This window comes from Streptomyces sp. HUAS MG56, from assembly GCF_058673395.1.
The window spans coordinates 3,034,565-3,053,212 of record NZ_CM178722.1 but is presented as its reverse complement, the minus strand read 5'-3'; the positions used below and the strand labels follow the sequence as shown (position 1 = coordinate 3,053,212).

At 70.7% G+C, this 18,648-nt stretch carries 18 protein-coding genes; 17 read left to right on the top strand and 1 reads right to left on the bottom strand.

What is annotated here, in order from left to right; translation table 11 throughout:
- Positions 1-32 precede the first annotated feature (32 nt).
- On the top strand, positions 33-788 hold the full coding sequence (prcA, locus tag AC4OXY_RS14550) for a proteasome subunit alpha (RefSeq protein ID WP_356022358.1): 756 nt from the start codon (positions 33-35) through the stop codon (positions 786-788).
- Between the two features lie 74 nt (positions 789-862).
- Here the strand turns inward: prcA and AC4OXY_RS14545 are convergent, their stop codons facing one another.
- Positions 863-1,879 (bottom strand): LacI family DNA-binding transcriptional regulator, encoded by a 1,017-nt coding sequence (locus tag AC4OXY_RS14545; RefSeq protein ID WP_356022356.1) that lies wholly within the window; start codon positions 1,877-1,879, stop codon positions 863-865.
- Positions 1,880-1,999: 120 nt separating this feature from the next.
- On the opposite strand from AC4OXY_RS14545, the gene AC4OXY_RS14540 reads away from it, so the two are divergent.
- The 16 genes from AC4OXY_RS14540 (at position 2,000) to AC4OXY_RS14465 (ending at position 18,460) form a co-directional block, all read left to right on the top strand.
- Entirely contained in the window at positions 2,000-3,259 is a 1,260-nt protein-coding gene (locus AC4OXY_RS14540; RefSeq protein ID WP_376288991.1) for an MFS transporter, read from the top strand.
- Positions 3,260-3,268: 9 nt separating this feature from the next.
- Complete coding sequence (gene pafA / locus AC4OXY_RS14535; protein WP_356022351.1) at positions 3,269-4,630, top strand: Pup--protein ligase; 1,362 nt, start codon at positions 3,269-3,271, stop codon at positions 4,628-4,630.
- 142 nt (positions 4,631-4,772) lie between these two features.
- Positions 4,773-5,777: an FKBP-type peptidyl-prolyl cis-trans isomerase gene (locus tag AC4OXY_RS14530; protein WP_362819257.1), complete on the top strand. Its 1,005-nt coding sequence runs from the start codon at positions 4,773-4,775 to the stop codon at positions 5,775-5,777.
- 84 nt (positions 5,778-5,861) lie between these two features.
- Positions 5,862-6,233: an FKBP-type peptidyl-prolyl cis-trans isomerase gene (locus AC4OXY_RS14525; protein ID WP_356022346.1), complete on the top strand. Its 372-nt coding sequence runs from the start codon at positions 5,862-5,864 to the stop codon at positions 6,231-6,233.
- Positions 6,234-6,352: 119 nt separating this feature from the next.
- Positions 6,353-7,306, top strand: coding sequence for a helix-turn-helix transcriptional regulator (locus AC4OXY_RS14520; protein WP_356022344.1), 954 nt, complete (start codon positions 6,353-6,355; stop codon positions 7,304-7,306).
- 16 nt (positions 7,307-7,322) lie between these two features.
- The gene (locus AC4OXY_RS14515; protein WP_362819256.1) at positions 7,323-8,303 is read left to right on the top strand and encodes a helix-turn-helix transcriptional regulator; all 981 of its coding nucleotides are present in this window, start codon (positions 7,323-7,325) and stop codon (positions 8,301-8,303) included.
- Positions 8,304-8,485: 182 nt separating this feature from the next.
- Positions 8,486-8,779: a hypothetical protein gene (locus AC4OXY_RS14510; RefSeq protein WP_356022339.1), complete on the top strand. Its 294-nt coding sequence runs from the start codon at positions 8,486-8,488 to the stop codon at positions 8,777-8,779.
- Positions 8,780-8,789: 10 nt separating this feature from the next.
- Positions 8,790-8,984: a hypothetical protein gene (locus AC4OXY_RS14505; protein WP_356022337.1), complete on the top strand. Its 195-nt coding sequence runs from the start codon at positions 8,790-8,792 to the stop codon at positions 8,982-8,984.
- Positions 8,985-9,244: 260 nt separating this feature from the next.
- Entirely contained in the window at positions 9,245-9,523 is a 279-nt protein-coding gene (gene tatA / locus AC4OXY_RS14500) for a Sec-independent protein translocase subunit TatA (RefSeq protein WP_071375762.1), read from the top strand.
- A 47-nt stretch (positions 9,524-9,570) separates the two neighbouring features.
- Positions 9,571-10,521 carry a twin-arginine translocase subunit TatC gene (gene tatC / locus AC4OXY_RS14495; protein WP_362819255.1) on the top strand — a complete coding sequence of 317 codons (951 nt, stop codon included), beginning with the start codon at positions 9,571-9,573 and terminating at the stop codon, positions 10,519-10,521.
- Between the two features lie 84 nt (positions 10,522-10,605).
- Positions 10,606-13,458: a DEAD/DEAH box helicase gene (locus AC4OXY_RS14490; RefSeq protein WP_356022333.1), complete on the top strand. Its 2,853-nt coding sequence runs from the start codon at positions 10,606-10,608 to the stop codon at positions 13,456-13,458.
- Between the two features lie 343 nt (positions 13,459-13,801).
- Positions 13,802-15,475, top strand: coding sequence for a sensor histidine kinase (locus AC4OXY_RS14485; protein WP_356022330.1), 1,674 nt, complete (start codon positions 13,802-13,804; stop codon positions 15,473-15,475).
- Entirely contained in the window at positions 15,472-15,876 is a 405-nt protein-coding gene (locus tag AC4OXY_RS14480; RefSeq protein WP_067046090.1) for a roadblock/LC7 domain-containing protein, read from the top strand. Before AC4OXY_RS14485 ends, AC4OXY_RS14480 begins: the two co-directional genes overlap by 4 nt.
- A complete protein-coding gene (locus tag AC4OXY_RS14475; RefSeq protein ID WP_356022328.1) occupies positions 15,873-16,295 on the top strand; it encodes a DUF742 domain-containing protein in 423 nt (140 codons plus the stop codon). Before AC4OXY_RS14480 ends, AC4OXY_RS14475 begins: the two co-directional genes overlap by 4 nt.
- On the top strand, positions 16,276-16,896 hold the full coding sequence (locus AC4OXY_RS14470; RefSeq protein ID WP_356022326.1) for a GTP-binding protein: 621 nt from the start codon (positions 16,276-16,278) through the stop codon (positions 16,894-16,896). Before AC4OXY_RS14475 ends, AC4OXY_RS14470 begins: the two co-directional genes overlap by 20 nt.
- Before the next feature lie 70 nt (positions 16,897-16,966).
- On the top strand, positions 16,967-18,460 hold the full coding sequence (locus AC4OXY_RS14465) for a cytochrome P450 (RefSeq protein ID WP_491994025.1): 1,494 nt from the start codon (positions 16,967-16,969) through the stop codon (positions 18,458-18,460).
- Positions 18,461-18,648: the final 188 nt, after the last annotated feature.

The following is an 18,648-nucleotide window of genomic DNA, read 5'->3' as shown; positions in this document are numbered from 1 at the left end:
CAGTGACCACGACAGAAAGGGACGGATAACCGGTGTCGACGCCGTTCTATGTCTCACCCCAGCAGGCCATGGCCGACCGGGCCGAGTACGCGCGCAAGGGCATCGCGCGCGGTCGTAGCCTCGTCGTGCTGCAGTACGCCGACGGCATCGTGTTCGTCGGCGAGAACCCGTCCCGTGCGCTGCACAAGTTCAGCGAGATCTACGACCGGATCGGTTTCGCGGCCGCCGGCAAGTACAACGAGTACGAGAACCTCCGCATCGGCGGTGTCCGCTACGCCGATCTGCGCGGTTACACGTACGACCGTGACGACGTCACGGCCCGTGGTCTGGCGAACGTGTACGCCCAGACGCTGGGCACGATCTTCTCGTCGGCGGCCGAGAAGCCGTACGAGGTGGAGCTGATCGTCGCCGAGGTGGGGGAGACCGCCGAGGGCGACCAGATCTACCGGCTGCCGCACGACGGCTCCATCGTGGACGAGCACGGCTCGGTCGCGGTCGGGGGCAATCCGGAGCAGATCACCACCTATCTGGAGCGTGAGCACCGCGACGGCATGAGCCTGGCCGAGGCGCTCAAGCTCGCGGTGCAGGCTCTGTCCCGCGAGTCCAACGGCACGCAGCGGGAGATTCCCGCCGACCGCCTGGAGGTCGCGGTGCTGGACCGTACGCGGCCGCAGAAGCGCAAGTTCAAGCGCATCGTCGGCCGTCAGCTCGCCCGTCTGCTGGAGGCGGACGGTGCGGCCACGGAGGCGGAGAGCGCCGAGGAGCCGGAGGAGTCGGGCGAGGAGTAGCCTGCGGCCCTGTTCTGCTCCGGTGTGCCCCGGCCGTTGTCCTGGCCGGGGCACACGTGTTTTCGCGGGTCCGCTCAGTGGCGCGGTGGCGGCGCTGTCGAGCCGCGGACGACCAGGTGGACGGGGATGTCCCCGCTCTCGGGCACAGTGCCTTCCAGGACGGCCAGCAGGGCCTGCATGCCGCGTTCGCCGAACAGTTCGGCGTCGAGTCGTACTGTCGTCAGTTCGGGGTCGATGGCGGTGGCCAGGGCGAGGTCGTCGAGGCCGGTGACGGAGATGTCGTCCGGGATGCGCAGGCCGAGGCGGCGGATGGCCTTGTAGGCGCCGGCGGCGAGTTTGTCGTCGTCGCAGACGACCGCGGTGGGGCGTGGTCCGGGTGTGGTGAGTGCGGCCTCGGTGGCGGCCTGGGCGCCGTCGATGGAGATGGGGGCCCTGGCTGTGCGGACCTCGGTGCCGGGTGCGGCTGCCATGCGTGTGGCCAGTTCCCGTGCGCGCAGTTCGAAGGTCCAGGACGGCACGTCGGCGGCGAGGTGCAGTACTCGGCGATGGCCGAGGGCCAGGAGATGGTCGGTGACCTGGCGGACTCCGTCGGCGATGTCCAGGTTGACGGTCGCCGCGCCCAGGCTGCCCGCGGGGTCGCTGTCGAGCATGACGAGGGGCAGTTGGTCGCCGCGGATCGCGGTGAGTGCGTCGGCGGCCATCGAGGAGGCGAGGACGCCGTCCAGGGCGGCCTGTGCGGAGGCGAAGGGGTCGCGGGCGGGGCCGATGCCTTCGGGGGAGGGGTACAGCACGACGCCGAAGCCGTGTTCGGCGGCGACGCGTGCGGCGCCCGTGTAGACGCCTGCGAAGAACTCCGTGGTCAGGGCGGGGACGACGAGCAGGACGGTGCGGGTGCGGCCGAGGCGGAGGTTGCGGGCGGCGAGGTTGGGCCGGTAGCCGAGTTCGCGTGCTGCTTCGCGGACTCGTTCGGCGGTGGTTTCGGAGACGCGTCCGCGCCATTTGTCGCCGAGGACGAGTGAGACGGCGGCCTGCGAGACCCCGGCTGCCTGGGCGACGTCACGGCTGGTCGGTCGCGTGCTGCTGCGTGCCACCGTGGTTGCGCTCCTTCACCTGGACGTCCGAACAGCGCACATGGTACGTATGAGGGAGGACGTTATACGTAACACGTGGGGCGGGCGAGGCTCCGCGTGCGAGCTGCTGAAGGGCAGGACATGGCCACCGGATACCTGGGGATACTCCGGGCGCGGCACGCGCTGCGGCTGCTCACCGGCACGCTGGTCGGCCGGCTGCCCAACGCGACCGCGGCCATCGCCCTGGTGCTCTTCGTGCGTGCCGAGGGCGGCACCTATAGCCTCGCCGGCGGTCTCGCGGCCGTGTACGGCGTCGCCAACGCGGTCGGCCAGCCGGTGCTGGGCCGGCTCGTGGACCTGCACGGACAGCCGCGCGTCCAGCTGCCCGCCGCGGTCCTCGCCGCCGCCTCCATGACCGTCTTCGCCTTCTGCGGCACCGATCCGCTGCCCCTGGCCTACGCCTCCGTCGCCGCGGCGGGACTGTTCGCCCCGCCCCTGGAGGGCGGCCTGCGCGCGCTGTGGCCGTCCGTGCTGCGCGGCGAGGAGCAGGTGCACACCGCGTACGCCATGGACGCGATCGCGCAGGAGGTCATGTTCACCGTGGGGCCGCTGCTGGTGACCCTGTGCGTGTCCGTGTGGGACGAGCGTGCCGCCCTGCTCGTGCTGAACCTCCTGGGTGTCCTCGGCGCGCTCTCCGTGGTCGTCTCGCCGCCCTCGCGCGCGTGGCGCTCGGCCCCGCGCGAGGCCCACTGGCTCGGCGCCCTGCGTTCGCCCGGCCTGCTCGCCCTGCTCGGCGCCTTCCTGTTCATCGGTATCGCGCTCGGCTCCATCACGGTCGCGTCGGTGTCGTACGCCGACGGGCACGGCGGTGACGCGGTCTACGGCTGGATGATGGCCGGGCTGGGCCTCGGTGCGCTCGTCGGCGGCGCGGTGTACGGCGCCCGTCGGTGGTCCGGCGTGCCCGAGCGGCGACTGCGGCTGCTGGTGGCGCTTCTGGCGGTGTGTTACCTGCCGCTCATGCTGGTGCCGGGTGCGGTGCCCATGGTGTTGCTGGCGGTGGTGTCCGGGGTGTTCCTCGCGCCGTGCATCGCCTGCGCGTTCATCATCGTCGACCGGCATGCGCCGAGGGGGACCGTCACCGAGGCGTTCTCCTGGCTTGTCACGACGTTCACCGTGGGTGCCTCGGTCGGTACGGGGCTCGCCGGTCCCGTGGTCCAGGCCGGGGGCACGGTGTGGGGCTTCGCGGTTCCCGGTGTCGCGGGCGCCGTGTCGTTGCTGGTCCTGCTCGCCACCGGGCGGGTCCTCGCAGCTCCCGCGCGGGGTGCGGTTGTTGCGGCTTCATCGGAAACTGATCCAAATCGTGCTGTCGAACCCCGTTTCAGCTCAGGGGATCGGGCGTAATGTTCAGTCATGGACCGCCGCATTTTCGGGCTGGAGAACGAGTACGGCGTCACGTGCACGTTCAGGGGACAGCGCCGCCTGTCGCCTGACGAGGTGGCGCGGTACCTCTTCCGCCGTGTCGTGTCATGGGGCCGCAGCAGCAATGTCTTTCTGCGAAACGGCGCCCGGCTCTATCTCGACGTGGGCTCACATCCGGAATACGCGACACCCGAATGTGACAACGTGACCGAACTGGTCACCCACGACAAGGCCGGCGAGCGCATTCTCGAAGGACTCCTGGTGGACGCGGAACGACGCCTGCACGAGGAGGGAATCGCGGGCGACGTCTACCTCTTCAAGAACAACACCGACTCGGCGGGCAACTCCTACGGCTGCCACGAGAACTATCTGGTGGCGCGGCACGGGGAGTTCTCCCGGCTCGCGGACATCCTCATCCCCTTCCTGGTCACCCGGCAGCTGCTGTGCGGCGCGGGCAAGGTGCTCCAGACGCCGCGCGGCGCCGTGTACTGCGTCAGCCAGCGCGCCGAGCACATCTGGGAGGGCGTCTCCTCGGCCACGACCCGCTCGCGGCCGATCATCAACACCCGCGACGAACCCCACGCGGACGCCGAGCGCTACCGCCGGCTGCACGTCATCGTGGGCGACTCGAACATGTCCGAGACGACCATGCTGCTCAAGGTCGGCGCGACCGACCTGGTGCTGCGCATGATCGAGGCGGGCACCGTGATGCGCGACCTGACCCTGGAGAACCCGATCCGGGCGATCCGCGAGGTCAGCCACGACATCACCGGGCGCCGCAAGGTGCGCCTGGCCAGCGGCCGGGAGGCCTCGGCGCTGGAGGTGCAGCGGGAGTACTTCGACAAGGCCGTGGACTTCTGCGACCGCCGCGGCATCCGCACCGGCACGGTCGCCCAGGTGCTGGAGCTGTGGGGCCGTACCCTCGACGCGATCGAGAGCGAGGAACTCGACCGGATCGCCACCGAGATCGACTGGGTGATGAAGTACAAGCTCATCGAGCGGTACCGGGCCAAGCACAACATGACGATGTCGCATCCGCGGGTCGCGCAGATAGACCTCGCCTACCACGACATCCACCGTCGCCGTGGCCTGTACTACCTGCTGGAGCGCAAGGGCCAAGCCACGCGGGTCTGCAACGACTTGAAGATCTTCGAGGGCAAGTCCGTTCCCCCGCAGACCACTCGGGCCCGGCTGCGCGGCGACTTCATCCGCCGGGCACAGGAGCAGCGCCGGGACTTCACGGTCGACTGGGTCCATCTGAAGCTCAACGACCAGGCACAGCGCACCGTGTTGTGCAAGGACCCGTTCCGTTCGGTGGACGACCGGGTGGAGAAGCTCATCGCCGGAATGTGACGAAGGATTCCGAGTCGGGCGTTTCCGCGCCGTAATGCCGGAACGCCACACGGGCGCCGTACGTTTCCCGTACGGCGCCCTTCTCGCGTCGTAGAGTTGCGCGCACGCCAATCCACAAGATCGACCGATTACGAGGCCTTCCGTGCGCCGACGCTCACTCCTCCTCGCCGCCGTACCCGCGGGACTGGTCACCCTCTCCGCGTGCGGTGACAACAAGTCCGCCTCCAGCAAGACGAGTGCCTCGCCGACGCCGTCGGTGTCCGCTCCACCGCCGCCGAAGATCGTGGCGGGACCGCTGCCGGCGATCACGGCGGGCACGAGGTTCGGCGAGAAGCCGACCGTCGCCAAGGGTGCGGGCGCGCCGTCGAAGGACCTCGCGGTCAAGACGGTGATCGCGGGCAGTGGCCGCACGGTCGCCGAGAACGACTTCATCAAGGCGAACTACCTGGGCCAGATCTGGGACACGGCCAAGGTCTTCGACAACTCCTACGACCGCAAGAGCCCGCTGGTCATGCAGCTCGCGCAGGGCAGCATCATCGACGGCTGGCGGTACGGCCTGACGGGCAAGAAGGTCGGCAGCCGTGTCCAGATCGCCGTCCCGCCCACCTGGGGCTACGGCACGTCGGGCAACGCGCAGGCGGGCATCAAGGGCACCGACACCCTGGTGTTCGTCATCGACGTGATCGAGTCCTACAACTCCAAGAGCTCCGTCACGGGCAAGGCGGTCGCGCAGAGCGACGCGGCCCTGCCGAAGGTGGCCACCAACACCGACGGCGCCGTCCCGAAGGTCACGGTCCCGAAGACCGACCCACCGAAGAAGCTCGTGTCGACCTATGTCCTGGAGGGCGACGGCGACGAGCTGAAGGCGGACCAGGCGGTGCTGTGCCAGTTCCAGGGCCTGGTGTGGGACGGCGGCAAGACCTTCCAGCGGACGTACGGCTCGGGCCGGCTCGCCCAGTTCTCGCTGGAGCAGATGCAGCAGACGGTCAAGGGCCTCGCGCAGGGCCTGGTCGGAAAGAAGGTCGGCAGCCGCGTGCTGATCGTCGTCCCGCCGGAGCTCGGCTACGGCGACACCCCGCCGAGCGGCGGGCCCATCCAGAAGGGCTCCACCCTGGTGTTCACGGTGGACGTGCTCGCGGCGATGTAGCCCCCGGTCCCCGTGGCGGGCGGGGAGGCCACGGGGATGAAAGACTGTCCGTGATTCGTGTCGTACACAAGCAGGAGCTTTGACGTGAGCATCGAGAAGCCCGAGATCGACTTCCCGGGCGGCGAGCCCCCGAAGGACCTTGAGATCAAGGACATCTGGGAGGGTGACGGAGCGGAGGCCGTGGCCGGCCAGAACGTCACCGTGCACTACGTGGGCGTCACCTTCGAGACGGGTGAGGAGTTCGACGCCAGCTGGAACCGCAACTCGCCGTTCCGTTTCCCGCTCGGCGCCGGCCGGGTCATCAAGGGCTGGGACCAGGGCGTCCAGGGCATGAAGGTCGGCGGTCGTCGCCAGCTGACCATCCCCGCCCACCTCGCCTACGGCGACCAGAGCCCGAGCCCGCTCATCCCGGCGGGCTCGACCCTGATCTTCGTGGTCGACCTCCTCGCCGTCTGATCGGATCCGATCGGTTGGGGCCCATGCCTGTCCGGGCATGGGCCCTCGCTTTTGCCACCGCACCGAGGAGCGGTACGGTCATCGGTCGGAAGCATGAAAAGGGGAGGCGAAGGGCGTCGATGGCCATTGCCAAGGCCGAGCGGCTGATGAACCTCGCGCTGTGCCTGCTCGGGGCGCGCCGTCCGCTGAGCAAGCGTGAGCTGCGGGGGTCCGTGGAGGCCTATCTGGAAGCGGGCTCGGACGACTCCTTCAACCGCATGTTCGAGCGGGACAAGGACGACCTGCGCGAGCTGGGCCTGGTCATCGACACGGTCGAGAACCTCGACGGCGAGGTCGGCTACCTCGCCCGCCGCGACAGCAACCGCCTGCCCCCCATCGTCCTGGACGCCGAGGAGGCCGCCGCGCTCGGCCTGGCCGCCAAGGTGTGGCAGCAGGCCCGGCTCGCCGGCGCCGCGAGCGGCGCCCTGCAGAAGCTGCGTGCCGCGGGGCTCCCGGAGGACGTCGATCCGTACGAGGCGCACGGCGCGCTCGAACCCCGTATCCCGGTGCACGAGGCCGCCTTCGAGCCGCTGATGCTGGCCTGCCGCGACCGCCGCCCGGTCCTCTTCGAGTACCGCAAGGCCTCCGCCGCCCACCCCGAGCCCCGGCATGTCGAGCCGTGGGCCCTGGAGTGCTGGCGCGGGCACTGGTACCTGGCCGGCTTCGACCGCGACCGGGGCGCCGAGCGTGTCTTCCGGCTGTCCCGGATCACCGGCCGGGTCCGCTCGCGCGGCACGGGCTTCACCGTGCCCGTGCCGGACGTGGTCACCGTGCGCGAGACCGTCGCGAGCTGGGCGGGCGAGATCGCCCACCGCTCGGCGCTGATCCGGCTGCGCTCCGGCTCCGGGTACCCCCTTCGGGCGAAGGCCACCGAGGTCCGGGAACTCGGCGACGGCTGGGACGAGTTGGAGATTCCGTACGGGCACGGCCTGGACGCCTGGCTGGTGGAGTTCGGGCCGGACGTGGTGGTGCTGGAGCCGGCCGAGCTGCGCGCGGACGTCGTGGACCGGCTGCGTGCCGTGGCCAAGGGCTGAGTGGGGGAGCGGAACTGTGGCAGGCAAACCGGTCAGGCCCGTGAACGCCATCGACCAGACCCGGCGGATGCTCTCTTTGGTCACGTATCTCCGGGAGCGTCCCGGCGCGCGGATCGCGGACGTCGCCCGCGCCTTCGGCATCACCGAGGACGAGCTGGTCTCCGACCTCGATCTGCTGCCCATGTGCGGCACCAGCTTCCGCGGCGGCGACCTGCTGGACATCGACACCGACGGCGAGCGCATCTGGTGGCACAACCCGGCGGCGCTCGGCGAGGAGGCCGCGGAGCCGCTCCGGCTCGCCGCCGACGAGGCCACCGCCCTGCTGGTGGCCGCCCGCGCGGTCGCCACGCTGCCCGGCCTGCGCGAGGGCGACCGCCAGGCCCTGCTGCGGGCCACCGCCAAGGTGGAGACCGCGGCCGGCGAGGCGGCCGGCGCCAGCTCCCGGCTGTCGGTGACCTTCGAGTCCGAGGGCGGGGTCTTCGCCGACGTCGACCGCGCGATCTCCGAGCGCCGCCGGCTGTGGATCCGCTACTACTCCCCGGCCCGCGACGAGGTCACCGAGCGCGAGATCGACCCCATCCGCCTGGTCAGCGTCGGCCACACCTACGTCGAGGCCTGGTGCCGGCGCTCCGAGGCCCGGCGCACCTTCCGGCTCGACCGGGTCGCCGAGATCCGGATCCTGGACGAGCCGTCCGCACCGCCCGAGATAGAGCTGCGGGACCTCTCCGAGGCCCTGGTGCAGCCGGCCGCCGAGGACCCGGAGGTGGTGGTCGAGGTCGGCCCCGGCGGCCGCTGGGTCGCCGAGTACTACCCGCACGACAGCGCCGATGAGCTTCCCGACGGCGGGCTGCGTATCACTCTGCGCACGCCCGACCCGGCCTCCCTGCGCCGCCTCGGCCTGCGGCTCGGCGCCGACGGCCGGATCGTGTCTCCGCCGGAACTGGCGGAGAGCGCCCGAAGGGCGGCCGGAGAGGCCCTGGCGGCATACGCGGAGTGAGGGCAGCGCCCCTGAAGGGGTGCGGGGCTGTGCGCGACACGCGGCGCCGCCGTGATGGGGTCCCCCCCGGGTTCGAGCGAAGCCGAGCACGTGGGGAGCGACCGGCCACGACGGCGCGGTGGACGCGGGACGGCACATCACGGCACGACGGCTGGCGAACAACCACAAGAAGGAGCAGGCCCATGACCGAGTCTCCGGTGACCACTGCTGGTGACATGACCGTGGCATCCGCCTTCGCCGGGATGCGAAGAGTCGCCCCCGTGCTGTTCAAGGCGGGCTGCCCGGACTGCCGGGGCCGCTTCGAGCTCGCCGCGAGCGCGCTGCGCCTCGCCATCGGCGCCTCCAGCCGTACGACGTTCTACTCCTTCACCTGCCCCGACTGCGGCGTTGCCGTCCGCAAACCGGCCGGTGAGCGCATCGTCGAGCTGCTCACCGGCGGCGGGGTCAGGACACTGCGGCTGCACTCCACCGTCTAGTCTCGACGTCATGTTCTGGCCGATGTTCGCGGTAGCGCTGGGTTTCCTGGGTCTCGTCGTGCTGGGGGTGCTCGCCGTCCGGGTCTTCCTGGCGGCGCGGCGCCTCGGACTGCAGGTCGCCGACTCCGGGCGCCGCATCAGCAGGGCGGCCGAGGACCTGGAGCGGGCGGCCGTCAGCGCGGCCCGTGCCGCCGATTCCCTGTGAGCCCGCCCGCGGGCCCCCGCTGAGTGCTGCGACGCACGCGCTCCGGGACCCTTCGCCCTGTCACGCTGCCCGTCGGGACAGGTACGCTGCTTGTCGCGGTGCGGAGAACGAGGCCCGTTCCGTGGACCGGGAGTACGCAAGGGGATTGCTTCGTGTTTACCCCCCGGCGTTACGATCGCTGCCAGCACGACCATCGGACGTATGTCCGACTGATCGGACAGCATCCCACCCCAGCCGCCTCGGTGAGAAGGTAAAGACTTATGTTCGGAAGGCTCGGAGCCCCCGAGATCATTCTCATCCTCGTCGTCATCTTCCTGCTGTTCGGCGCGAAGAAGCTTCCGGACATGGCCCGCTCGCTCGGCAAGTCCGCGCGGATCCTCAAGAGCGAGGCCAAGGCGATGAAGGAGGAGGGCAACGCCTCCGCCCAGGCGCCCGCCTCCGACGAGCAGGCCCAGTCCCAGCGCACCATCCAGGCGGCCCCCGGCGACGTGACCAGCTCGCGCCCGGTCAACGAGCCGACGGACACCACCCAGCGCTGACGCACGGCCGGAAGCCCCCGGCCTGCCGCACGAGATGAGGACGTGGGTTGCCCAAGCCCGCCCGCAAGAAGGAGAAGGATCCCGAGGGGCGTATGCCTCTCGCGGATCACCTCCGTGAGCTCCGCAACCGGCTCGCGAAGGCAATGCTGGCCATCGTCGTCGTGACGATCGTCGCCGCCTTCTTCTACAACGACATCATCAACTTCCTGACCAAGCCGATCCTCGACTCGGTCGGTTGCGCACAGAGCTTCGAGCAACTGGCGAAGACCAAGGCTGGTCACCAGTGCGCGGAGATCACCATCAACGGCCTGCTCGCGCCGTTCACCCTGGCCCTCCAGGTCTCGCTGATGGCCGGTGTCGTCACCGCCTCGCCGATCTGGCTGTACCAGCTGTGGGCCTTCGTCGCGCCCGGTCTGCACCGGCACGAGAAGAAGTACGCCTACGCCTTCGTCCTCATCGGCGCCCCGCTGTTCTTCGCCGGCGCCTTCTTCGCGTACGAGGTGCTGCCCACCACGGCGAAGGTGCTGATCGACTTCACGCCGAGCGGCAGCATCAAGAACCTGCTGCCGCTGGACGACCTGCTCCAGCTGGTCACGCGCATGGTGATCGTCTTCGGTCTCTCCTTCGAGCTGCCTCTGCTGTTGATCTTCCTCAACCTCACCGGCATCCTGAGCGGCCAGCGCATGCTCGGCTGGTGGCGCGGCATGATCCTCGGCATCACGATCTTCGCGGCCGTGGCCACGCCGAGCACCGACCCGCTGTCCATGCTGGCCCTGGCCGGCCCGATCTGGCTGCTGTACTTCGCCGCGACCGGCTTCTCGCTGATGAACGACAAGCGCAAGCGCCGTCGTGAGGAGGCGGGCCCCGCCGACGACGAGGCCTCCGAGCTGGACCTCACCCCCGAGGCCATCGGCGAGGCCGAGCCGGTCCCGGCCAGCCGGGCGCTGCCCGAGAATCCGGGCGCGGACCGGGTCAACGGCTACGACGACGTGACCTGATCCCCACCCTCACCGAGCCGCGCACGCTGCCCCCGCCCAGGTGGACGGGGGCAGCGTCGTGTCCAGGGGCACACGATCGGGATAATGATCGTCCGGTTGTCAGTGGGGCCCGGTACGCTCGAAAGCACGATGACAGAGGACCTCTCACCGGCCGAGCGGTACGCGGCAGCCCGCAGGCGGGCAGCCGAGCAGGCCACCGCGCTCGCGTCCTTCCGCGAGATGTACGACTTCGGCCTCGACCCCTTCCAGATCGAGGCCTGCGAGGCACTTGAGGCGGGGAAGGGCGTGCTGGTGGCCGCCCCCACCGGCTCGGGCAAGACGATCGTGGGCGAGTTCGCCGTCCACCTCGCCCTCCAGCAGGGCAAGAAGTGCTTCTACACGACACCCATCAAGGCGCTGTCGAACCAGAAGTACGCCGACCTGTGCCGCCGCTACGGCACCGACAAGGTCGGCCTCCTCACCGGCGACAACAGCGTGAACTCCGAGGCCCCGGTGGTCGTGATGACCACCGAGGTCCTGCGGAACATGCTCTACGCCGGCTCCCGGACCCTCCTCGGTCTCGGCCACGTGGTCATGGACGAGGTGCACTACCTCTCCGACCGCTTCCGGGGCGCCGTCTGGGAAGAGGTGATCATCCACCTGCCCGAGTCGGTGACCCTGGTGTCGCTGTCGGCGACCGTCTCCAACGCCGAGGAGTTCGGCGACTGGCTGGACACCGTCCGCGGCGACACCGAGGTGATCGTCTCCGAGCACCGGCCCGTCCCGCTGTTCCAGCACGTGCTCGCCGGACGCCGGATGTACGACCTCTTCGAGGAGGGCGAGGGCCACAAGAAGGCCGTCAACCCCGACCTCGTCCGGCTGGCCCGCATGGAGGCCACCAGACCGTCGTACCAGGACCGCAGGCGCGGCCGGGCGATGCGCGAGGCGGACCGGGAGCGCGAGCGCAGACAGCGTTCGCGCGTGTGGACGCCGGGCCGCCCCGAGGTCATCGAGCGCCTCGACTCCGAGGGCCTGCTCCCGGCCATCACCTTCATCTTCAGCCGCGCCGCCTGCGAGGCCGCCGTACAGCAGTGCCTGTACGCGGGCCTGCGGCTCAACGACGACGAGGCGCGCGCACAGGTGCGGGCCCTGGTCGAGGAGCGCACCGCCGCCATCCCGTCCGAGGACCTGCACGTCCTCGGGTACTACGAGTGGCTGGAGGGCCTGGAGCGGGGCATCGCCGCGCACCACGCGGGCATGCTGCCGACCTTCAAGGAGGTCGTGGAGGAGCTGTTCGTGCGCGGTCTGGTCAAGGCCGTCTTCGCGACCGAGACGCTCGCCCTCGGCATCAACATGCCCGCCCGCTCGGTGGTGCTGGAGAAGCTGGTCAAGTGGAACGGCGAGCAGCACGCCGACATCACGCCGGGCGAGTACACGCAGCTGACCGGCCGTGCGGGGCGCCGGGGCATCGACGTCGAGGGCCACGCCGTCGTGCTGTGGCAGCGCGGCATCAGCCCCGAGCACCTGGCCGGTCTCGCGGGCACCCGTACGTACCCGCTGCGCTCCAGCTTCAAGCCGTCGTACAACATGGCGGTCAACCTGGTCGAGCAGTTCGGCCGGTCCCGCTCGCGCGAGCTGCTGGAGACCTCCTTCGCGCAGTTCCAGGCCGACCGGTCGGTCGTCGGTATCTCCCGCCAGGTGCAGCGCAACGAAGAGGGACTCGCGGGCTACCAGGAGTCGATGACCTGCCACCTCGGCGACTTCGAGGAGTACGCGCGGCTGCGCCGCGAGCTGAAGGACCGTGAGACCGAGCTGGCCCGGCAGGGCGTCAACCAGCGGCGCGCCGAGGCCGCGAGCGCCTTGGAGAAGCTGAAGCCGGGCGACGTCATCCACGTGCCCACGGGCAAGTACGCCGGCCTCGCCCTCGTGCTCGACCCGGGTCTGCCCGCCGGCCGGGCCACCGGGCACCGCGGCTTCGACCACCACGACGGCCCGCGCCCGCTGGTCCTCACCGCCGAACGGCAGGTCAAGCGGCTGGCGTCGATGGACTTCCCGGTGCCGGTCGAGCCGCTGGACCGGATGCGGATCCCGAAGAGCTTCAACCCGCGCTCGCCGCAGTCCCGTCGGGACCTCGCCTCCGCGCTGCGCTCCAAGGCCGGGCACATCCCGCCGGAGCGGGCCCGCAAGAAGCGCTCGCAGGCCGCCGACGACCGCGAGATCGCCCGGCTGCGCACGGCCATCCGCGCCCATCCCTGCCACGGCTGCAACGACCGCGAGGACCACGCCCGTTGGGCCGAGCGGTACCACCGGCTGCTGCGCGACACCTCGCAGCTGGAACGCCGCATCGAGGGGCGGACGAACACCATCGCGCGCACCTTCGACCGGATCGTGGCCCTGCTGACCGAGCTGGACTACCTGCGCGGCGACGAGGTCACCGAACACGGCAAGCGGCTTGCCCGGCTCTACGGCGAACTGGACCTGCTGGCCAGCGAATGCCTGCGCGCCGGCGTCTGGGAGGGACTCGCTCCCGCGGAACTCGCCGCGTGCGTCTCGGCGTTGGTGTACGAGGCACGGCTCAGCGACGACGCGATGGCGCCGAAGCTGCCGTCCGGCAAGGCGAAGGCCGCGCTGGGGGAGATGGTCCGGATCTGGGGCCGGCTGGATGCCCTGGAGGAGGACTTCCGGATCAACCAGACCGAGGGCGTCGGCCAGCGCGAGCCGGACCTCGGCTTCGCCTGGGCCGCGTACATGTGGGCCTCCGGGAAGGGGCTCGACGAGGTGCTGCGCGAGGCGGAGATGCCGGCCGGTGACTTCGTGCGGTGGTGCAAGCAGGTGATCGACGTGCTGGGGCAGATCTCGGCGGCGTCTCCCTCCGGGGGTTCGACCGTGGCGAAGGCCGCGCGGAAGGCCGTGGATCAGTTGCTGCGGGGTGTCGTCGCCTACTCGTCCGTGGGCTGACCCGACCCGCTCGGAGTCGTCGGAGTCTGAAGGGGCCGCATTCTGCGGCCCCTTCACTCGTTACGGTGAGTCGCTTTCGCATGCCCTGAAGTCGTTACCGCATGTGTTCGAATCGCAGCCGTGCGTATAAATGGGCTGAGCGTACTCCTGTTGCGAGGGCGATTTCAGGTGCTTGCTGAATATGACACGGCGATGATCCGGTCGGACTAAGCTCGCCCGCGGCGCACCGAGTTGAGGTAATTCGCGCGCTTGTTCCCAAACAGGTGATAGATCCCCACAATTCCATGAACCTTCCCCCCACAAGCACCTCCGACACCCAGCCGATTCGTCTCAGAAGGCATCCATGGTGAGTGTTCAGAAGCCGCCCGGTCGCCGTGAACGTCCCTATGCGCGCGTGCTGTTGCCGCCGGCCATACTGATGGCCGCCGCGACCGGGGCGGCGGTCGCCCTGGCGCCACAGTCCGCCCGGCTCGTCGCCGGCGCGGTCGGGGCCCTGGCCCTGCTCCTGGTCCTCGCCCTGGGCGCGGAGGCCGCCCGGCGCGGCCGCAGGCTCCGCGCGGAACAGGCCGAGCACGCCCGTCACACCGCGTATCTGGAACACCGGATCGCCGCGCAGGACCAGTTGATCGAGAAGTTCGCCACCGACGTCATCCCCACCGGTCTGCTGCACCTGCGCGCGGGCGCCCCGCTGCGCACCGTGCTGGCCAACGTCTATGACGCCGACCCCGAGCTGCGGGCGCTGCCCCCGATGTACCGCGAGATGTTCCGGGTCGGGCTGCGCGGCGCCGACCACGAGATCTCGATGCGTGACGCGACCGAGCGCTCCTTCGTGACCATCGCCCGCCGCGTCCAGGCCATCGTCCACCAGCAGTCCAAGGAACTCCGGGAGATGGAGGAGGACCACGGCCGCAGCGCCGAGGTCTTCGACGACCTGCTGCGCATCGACCACGGCACCTCGCTGATCGGCCGGCTCGCCGACACCATCTCCGTCCTCGGCGGCGGCCGGCCGGGCCGTCAGTGGCCGCTGCCGGTCTCCCTCTACAGCACGCTGCGCGGCGCCATGTCGCGCATCCTGGAGTACCGCCGCATCCAGCTGAACTCCATCGTCAACATCAACATCAAGGGCACCGCCGTCGAGCCGGTCATCCACGCCGCCGCGGAGCTCCTCGACAACGCCACCCGCTACTCGCCGCCCTCGACCAAGGTGCACGTCACGGCCACCGAGGTGCAGACCGGCGTCGTCATCGAGATCGAGGACGCCGGCGTCAGCCTCAGTGAGGAAGGCCGCGTCCGCATCGAGCGGATGATCGAGGACGCCAAGAACGGCGACGACGCGCACAACCTCGGCGAGAACCCGCGCCTCGGCCTCGCCGTCGTGGGCCGGCTGTGCAAGATGTTCGACATGGAGGTCTCGCTGCGCGCCTCCGCCTACGGCGGCGTCCGGGCGATCCTCATCGTCCCGCGGGTCATGACGACCACCGAGCCCGGCGTGGGCGCCGCCCACGGCATCGGCGCCACCGGCATCCCCAAGCCCGAACTCGGCGCGGTGGAGGGCCCGAAGCGCCGGCCCAAGAAGCGCCGCCCGACCAGCCCCAAGATCCCCGCCGGGATCTCCATGGAGGACGACGTCCCCATCGTCACCGAGTGGACGGCGGGCGGTCTGCCGCAGCGCCGCAGCAAGGTGAAGACCCCGCTGAGCCAGCGGTACGCCGAGCAGGCCGAGATCGAGCGCGCCGAGCGTGAGGGCAGGCCGACCATCTGGTCGCAGGCCAAGCGTGAACCGGAGCCCGAGCCCGAGCTGGACCCCGAGATCAAGAAGCTCCGGGAGCGGCCGATCGGCCAGGGGATCGAGGACTTCTGGAACGGCCTGCGCCAGGGCATGCCCGAGGACGCCACCGGCCCCGAACTGACCGACTTCACGAGGCACCCGGAAAAGTACGTGCACCTGCTCAACGACTACGCGGACGAGCCCGCCGAGGGCGCCACCGAGGCCTATGACGAGGGGGACCTCAAGTGATCCAGCAGCGAGGCAACATCGACTGGATGCTCAAGCAGCTCAACGACGGCGTGCCGGGCATCGAGATGATCGTGGTCCTCTCCGCCGACGGACTGCGCATCGCCCGCTACGGCGGCGACCCCGACGCCGCCGACCGGGTGGCCGCCGCCTGCGCGGGCGTGCAGAGCCTGGCGGGCGCCATCATCCAGGAGCTGCCCGGCGCCGGTGACATGAAGGTCGTCGTCTTCGAGATCGAGGGCGGCTACTTCTACCTCATGAACGCCGGCGACAACGCCTACCTCGCCGTCCTCGCCGACGTGACCTGCGAACCCGGCCGGATGAGCGGCATGATGCGTGACCTCGTCGTCCGGATCGGCGCCCACCTCACCAGTCCGCCCCGGCGGAACGGGCAGACCGTATGACTCCTCCACGACGCAAACGGCGCCGGCCGCAACCGCCGCCACCTCCGCAGCCGACGCCGCCCGCCCCCGGTGCGCCGGACGGCCAGGCCGTGCCCAGGAACCCCGAGCGGCTGTACGCCTTCGCCGAAGCCGAGGACGGCGCACGCGCCGAACTCGACCTCGTGACGTTGATCGTGGCGCGCTCCGCACCGCAGCCGGGCGCCTCGCCGGAGCACACGGCGGTGTTGCGGCTGTGCGTCGCCCCCCTGTCCGTGGCCGAGCTGTCGGCCTATCTGAACCTGCCGTTCAGCGCGATGACCGTACTGATCACCGAGCTGATCACGGCCGAACTGGTGCAGGCGCGCGCCCCGATCGTCCGCCAGGCGCTCCCCGACCGTTCACTCCTCGAAGCGGTGATGCATGGACTTCAACGGCTCTGACACCATCCCCGGCCCACGCACCGAGGATCATCTGCCGCACACCACCCAGGCGGCGGTGAAGATCGTGATCGTGGGCGGCTTCGGCGTCGGCAAGACCACCATGGTCGGTTCCGTCAGCGAGATCAGACCGCTGACCACCGAGGAGACCATGACCCAGGCCGGCATCGGCGTGGACGACAACTACGGCTCCGACTCGAAGACGGCCACCACCGTGGCCATGGACTTCGGCCGCATCGGCATCACCGACCAACTGGTGCTCTACCTGTTCGGCACCCCCGGCCAGGAGCGCTTCTGGTTCCTGTGGAACGGCCTGTTCGAAGGCGCGCTCGGCGCCGTCGTCCTGGTCGACACCCGCCGCCTGGAGGTCAGCTTCGACGTCATGGACCGGCTGGAGGAGCGCGGCGTGCCCTTCGTCATCGCCGTCAACTCCTTCCCGGACGCGCCGCGTTACGCGGTCGAGGAACTGCGCACCGCACTCGACCTGGCCCCGGAGATCCCGATCATCGACTGCGACGTACGCCGCCGGGCCTCCAGCAAGGACGTGCTGCTCACCCTGATGCGCTTCCTGCACTCCATCGCCCTGTCCCGCGCCCCCGCCTGACCCGCGGGCCACCGCCCCCACCACACCTTTGTCGGCCCTCACACCCCTCTTTCCGTTCCGGAGCGACACCGTGACGTCTGAACCCACGTCCCTGACCGGCACCGATCCCTTCCCCGGCCCCCCTCCCGGCTGCCCCGCGCACGGCCGCGGCCCCGGTGCGCTGCACCGCCTCTACGGCCCCGACGCGGAGGAACTGGGCGACCTCTACGAACGCCTGCGGGAGGAGCACGGCTCCGTGGCGCCCGCGCTGCTGCACGACGACGTGCCGATGTGGGTGGTCCTCGGCCACGCCGAGAACCTCCACCTGGTCCGCAGCTCCTCCGTGTTCACCCGCGACAGCCGGATCTGGACCCCGCTGGCCGAGGGCACCGTCAAGCCCGACCATCCGCTCATGCCGCACATCGCCTGGCAGCCGATCTGCTCCCACGCCGAGGGCGACGAGCACCAGCGGCTGCGGGCGGCGGTCACCGCGGCCATGGAGACCATCGAGCACCGCAGCCTGCGCCGGCACATCGGCCGCTACACCCAGGAACTGGTCAACAGGTTCTGCGAACGCGGCCGGGCCGACCTGGTCTCCCAGTTCGCCGAGCATCTGCCGATGGCCGTCATGTGCGAGATCCTCGGCATGTCCGAGGAGTACAACGACCGGATGGTGCAGGCCGCCCGGGACGCCCTGAAGGGCACCGAGACCGCCATCCAGAGCCACACCTACGTCATGGAGGCGCTGAGCCGGCTCACCGCCCGGCGCCGCGCCCGGCCCGAGGACGACTTCACCAGCCACCTCGTCACCCACCCCGCCGGACTCACCGACGACGAGGTCCGCGAACACCTGCGGCTCGTCCTCTTCGCGGCCTACGAGGCCACCGCGAACCTCCTCGCCAACGCGCTGCGCATGGTCCTGACCGAGCCGGGCTTCCGCGCCCAGCTCAGCGGCGGCCAGATGACCGTGCCGGAGGCGATCGAGCAGTCCCTGTGGGACGAGCCGCCGTTCAGCACCGTCCTCGCGTACTACGCCAAGCAGGACACCGAGCTGGGCGGACAGCGCATCCGCAAGGGCGACGGGCTGCTCTTCGCGCCCGCGCCGGGCAACCTCGACCCGCGGATCCGCCCCGACCTGTCCGCGAGCATGCAGGGCAACCGTTCGCATCTCGCCTTCGGCGGCGGCCCGCACGAGTGCCCCGGCCAGGACATCGGCCGTGCCATCGCCGACGTCGGCGTGGACGCGCTGCTGATGCGGCTGCCCGACGTGCAGCTCGACTGCCCGGAGGACGAGCTGAGCTGGCGGTCCTCCATCGCCTCCCGGCATCTGGTCGCCCTGCCCGTCCGCTTCGAGCCGAAGCCGCAGCAGGACGTCGGGCTGCCGCCGCGGCCGATGGCGGTCTCGGCACCGCGCTCCGGCTGGCAGGTCGGCACGCTGCACACGGACCCGGCGCCGGCGGCCGCGCCACCGCCGCCCGCACCGCGCCCCGCCGCCCCCGCGCCCGTGCCTGCGCCTGCGGCACCTGAGCCGGTGCGGAAGCGGGGGATCCTGCGGCGGTTGCTGAGGTGGTGGCGGGGGGAGTAGGGCGCGAAGGGGGACGCCGCGGTCGGTCCTCCCGCGTCTCCCGGTTCGTCGCGTTGCGCAGGGACCGGGCGCCGGCGGCCGCGCCACCGCCGCCCGCACCGCGCCCGGCCGCCCCCGCGCCCGTGCCTGCGCCTGCGGCGCCTGAGCCGGTGCGGAAGCGGGGGATCCTGCGGCGGTTGCTGAGGTGG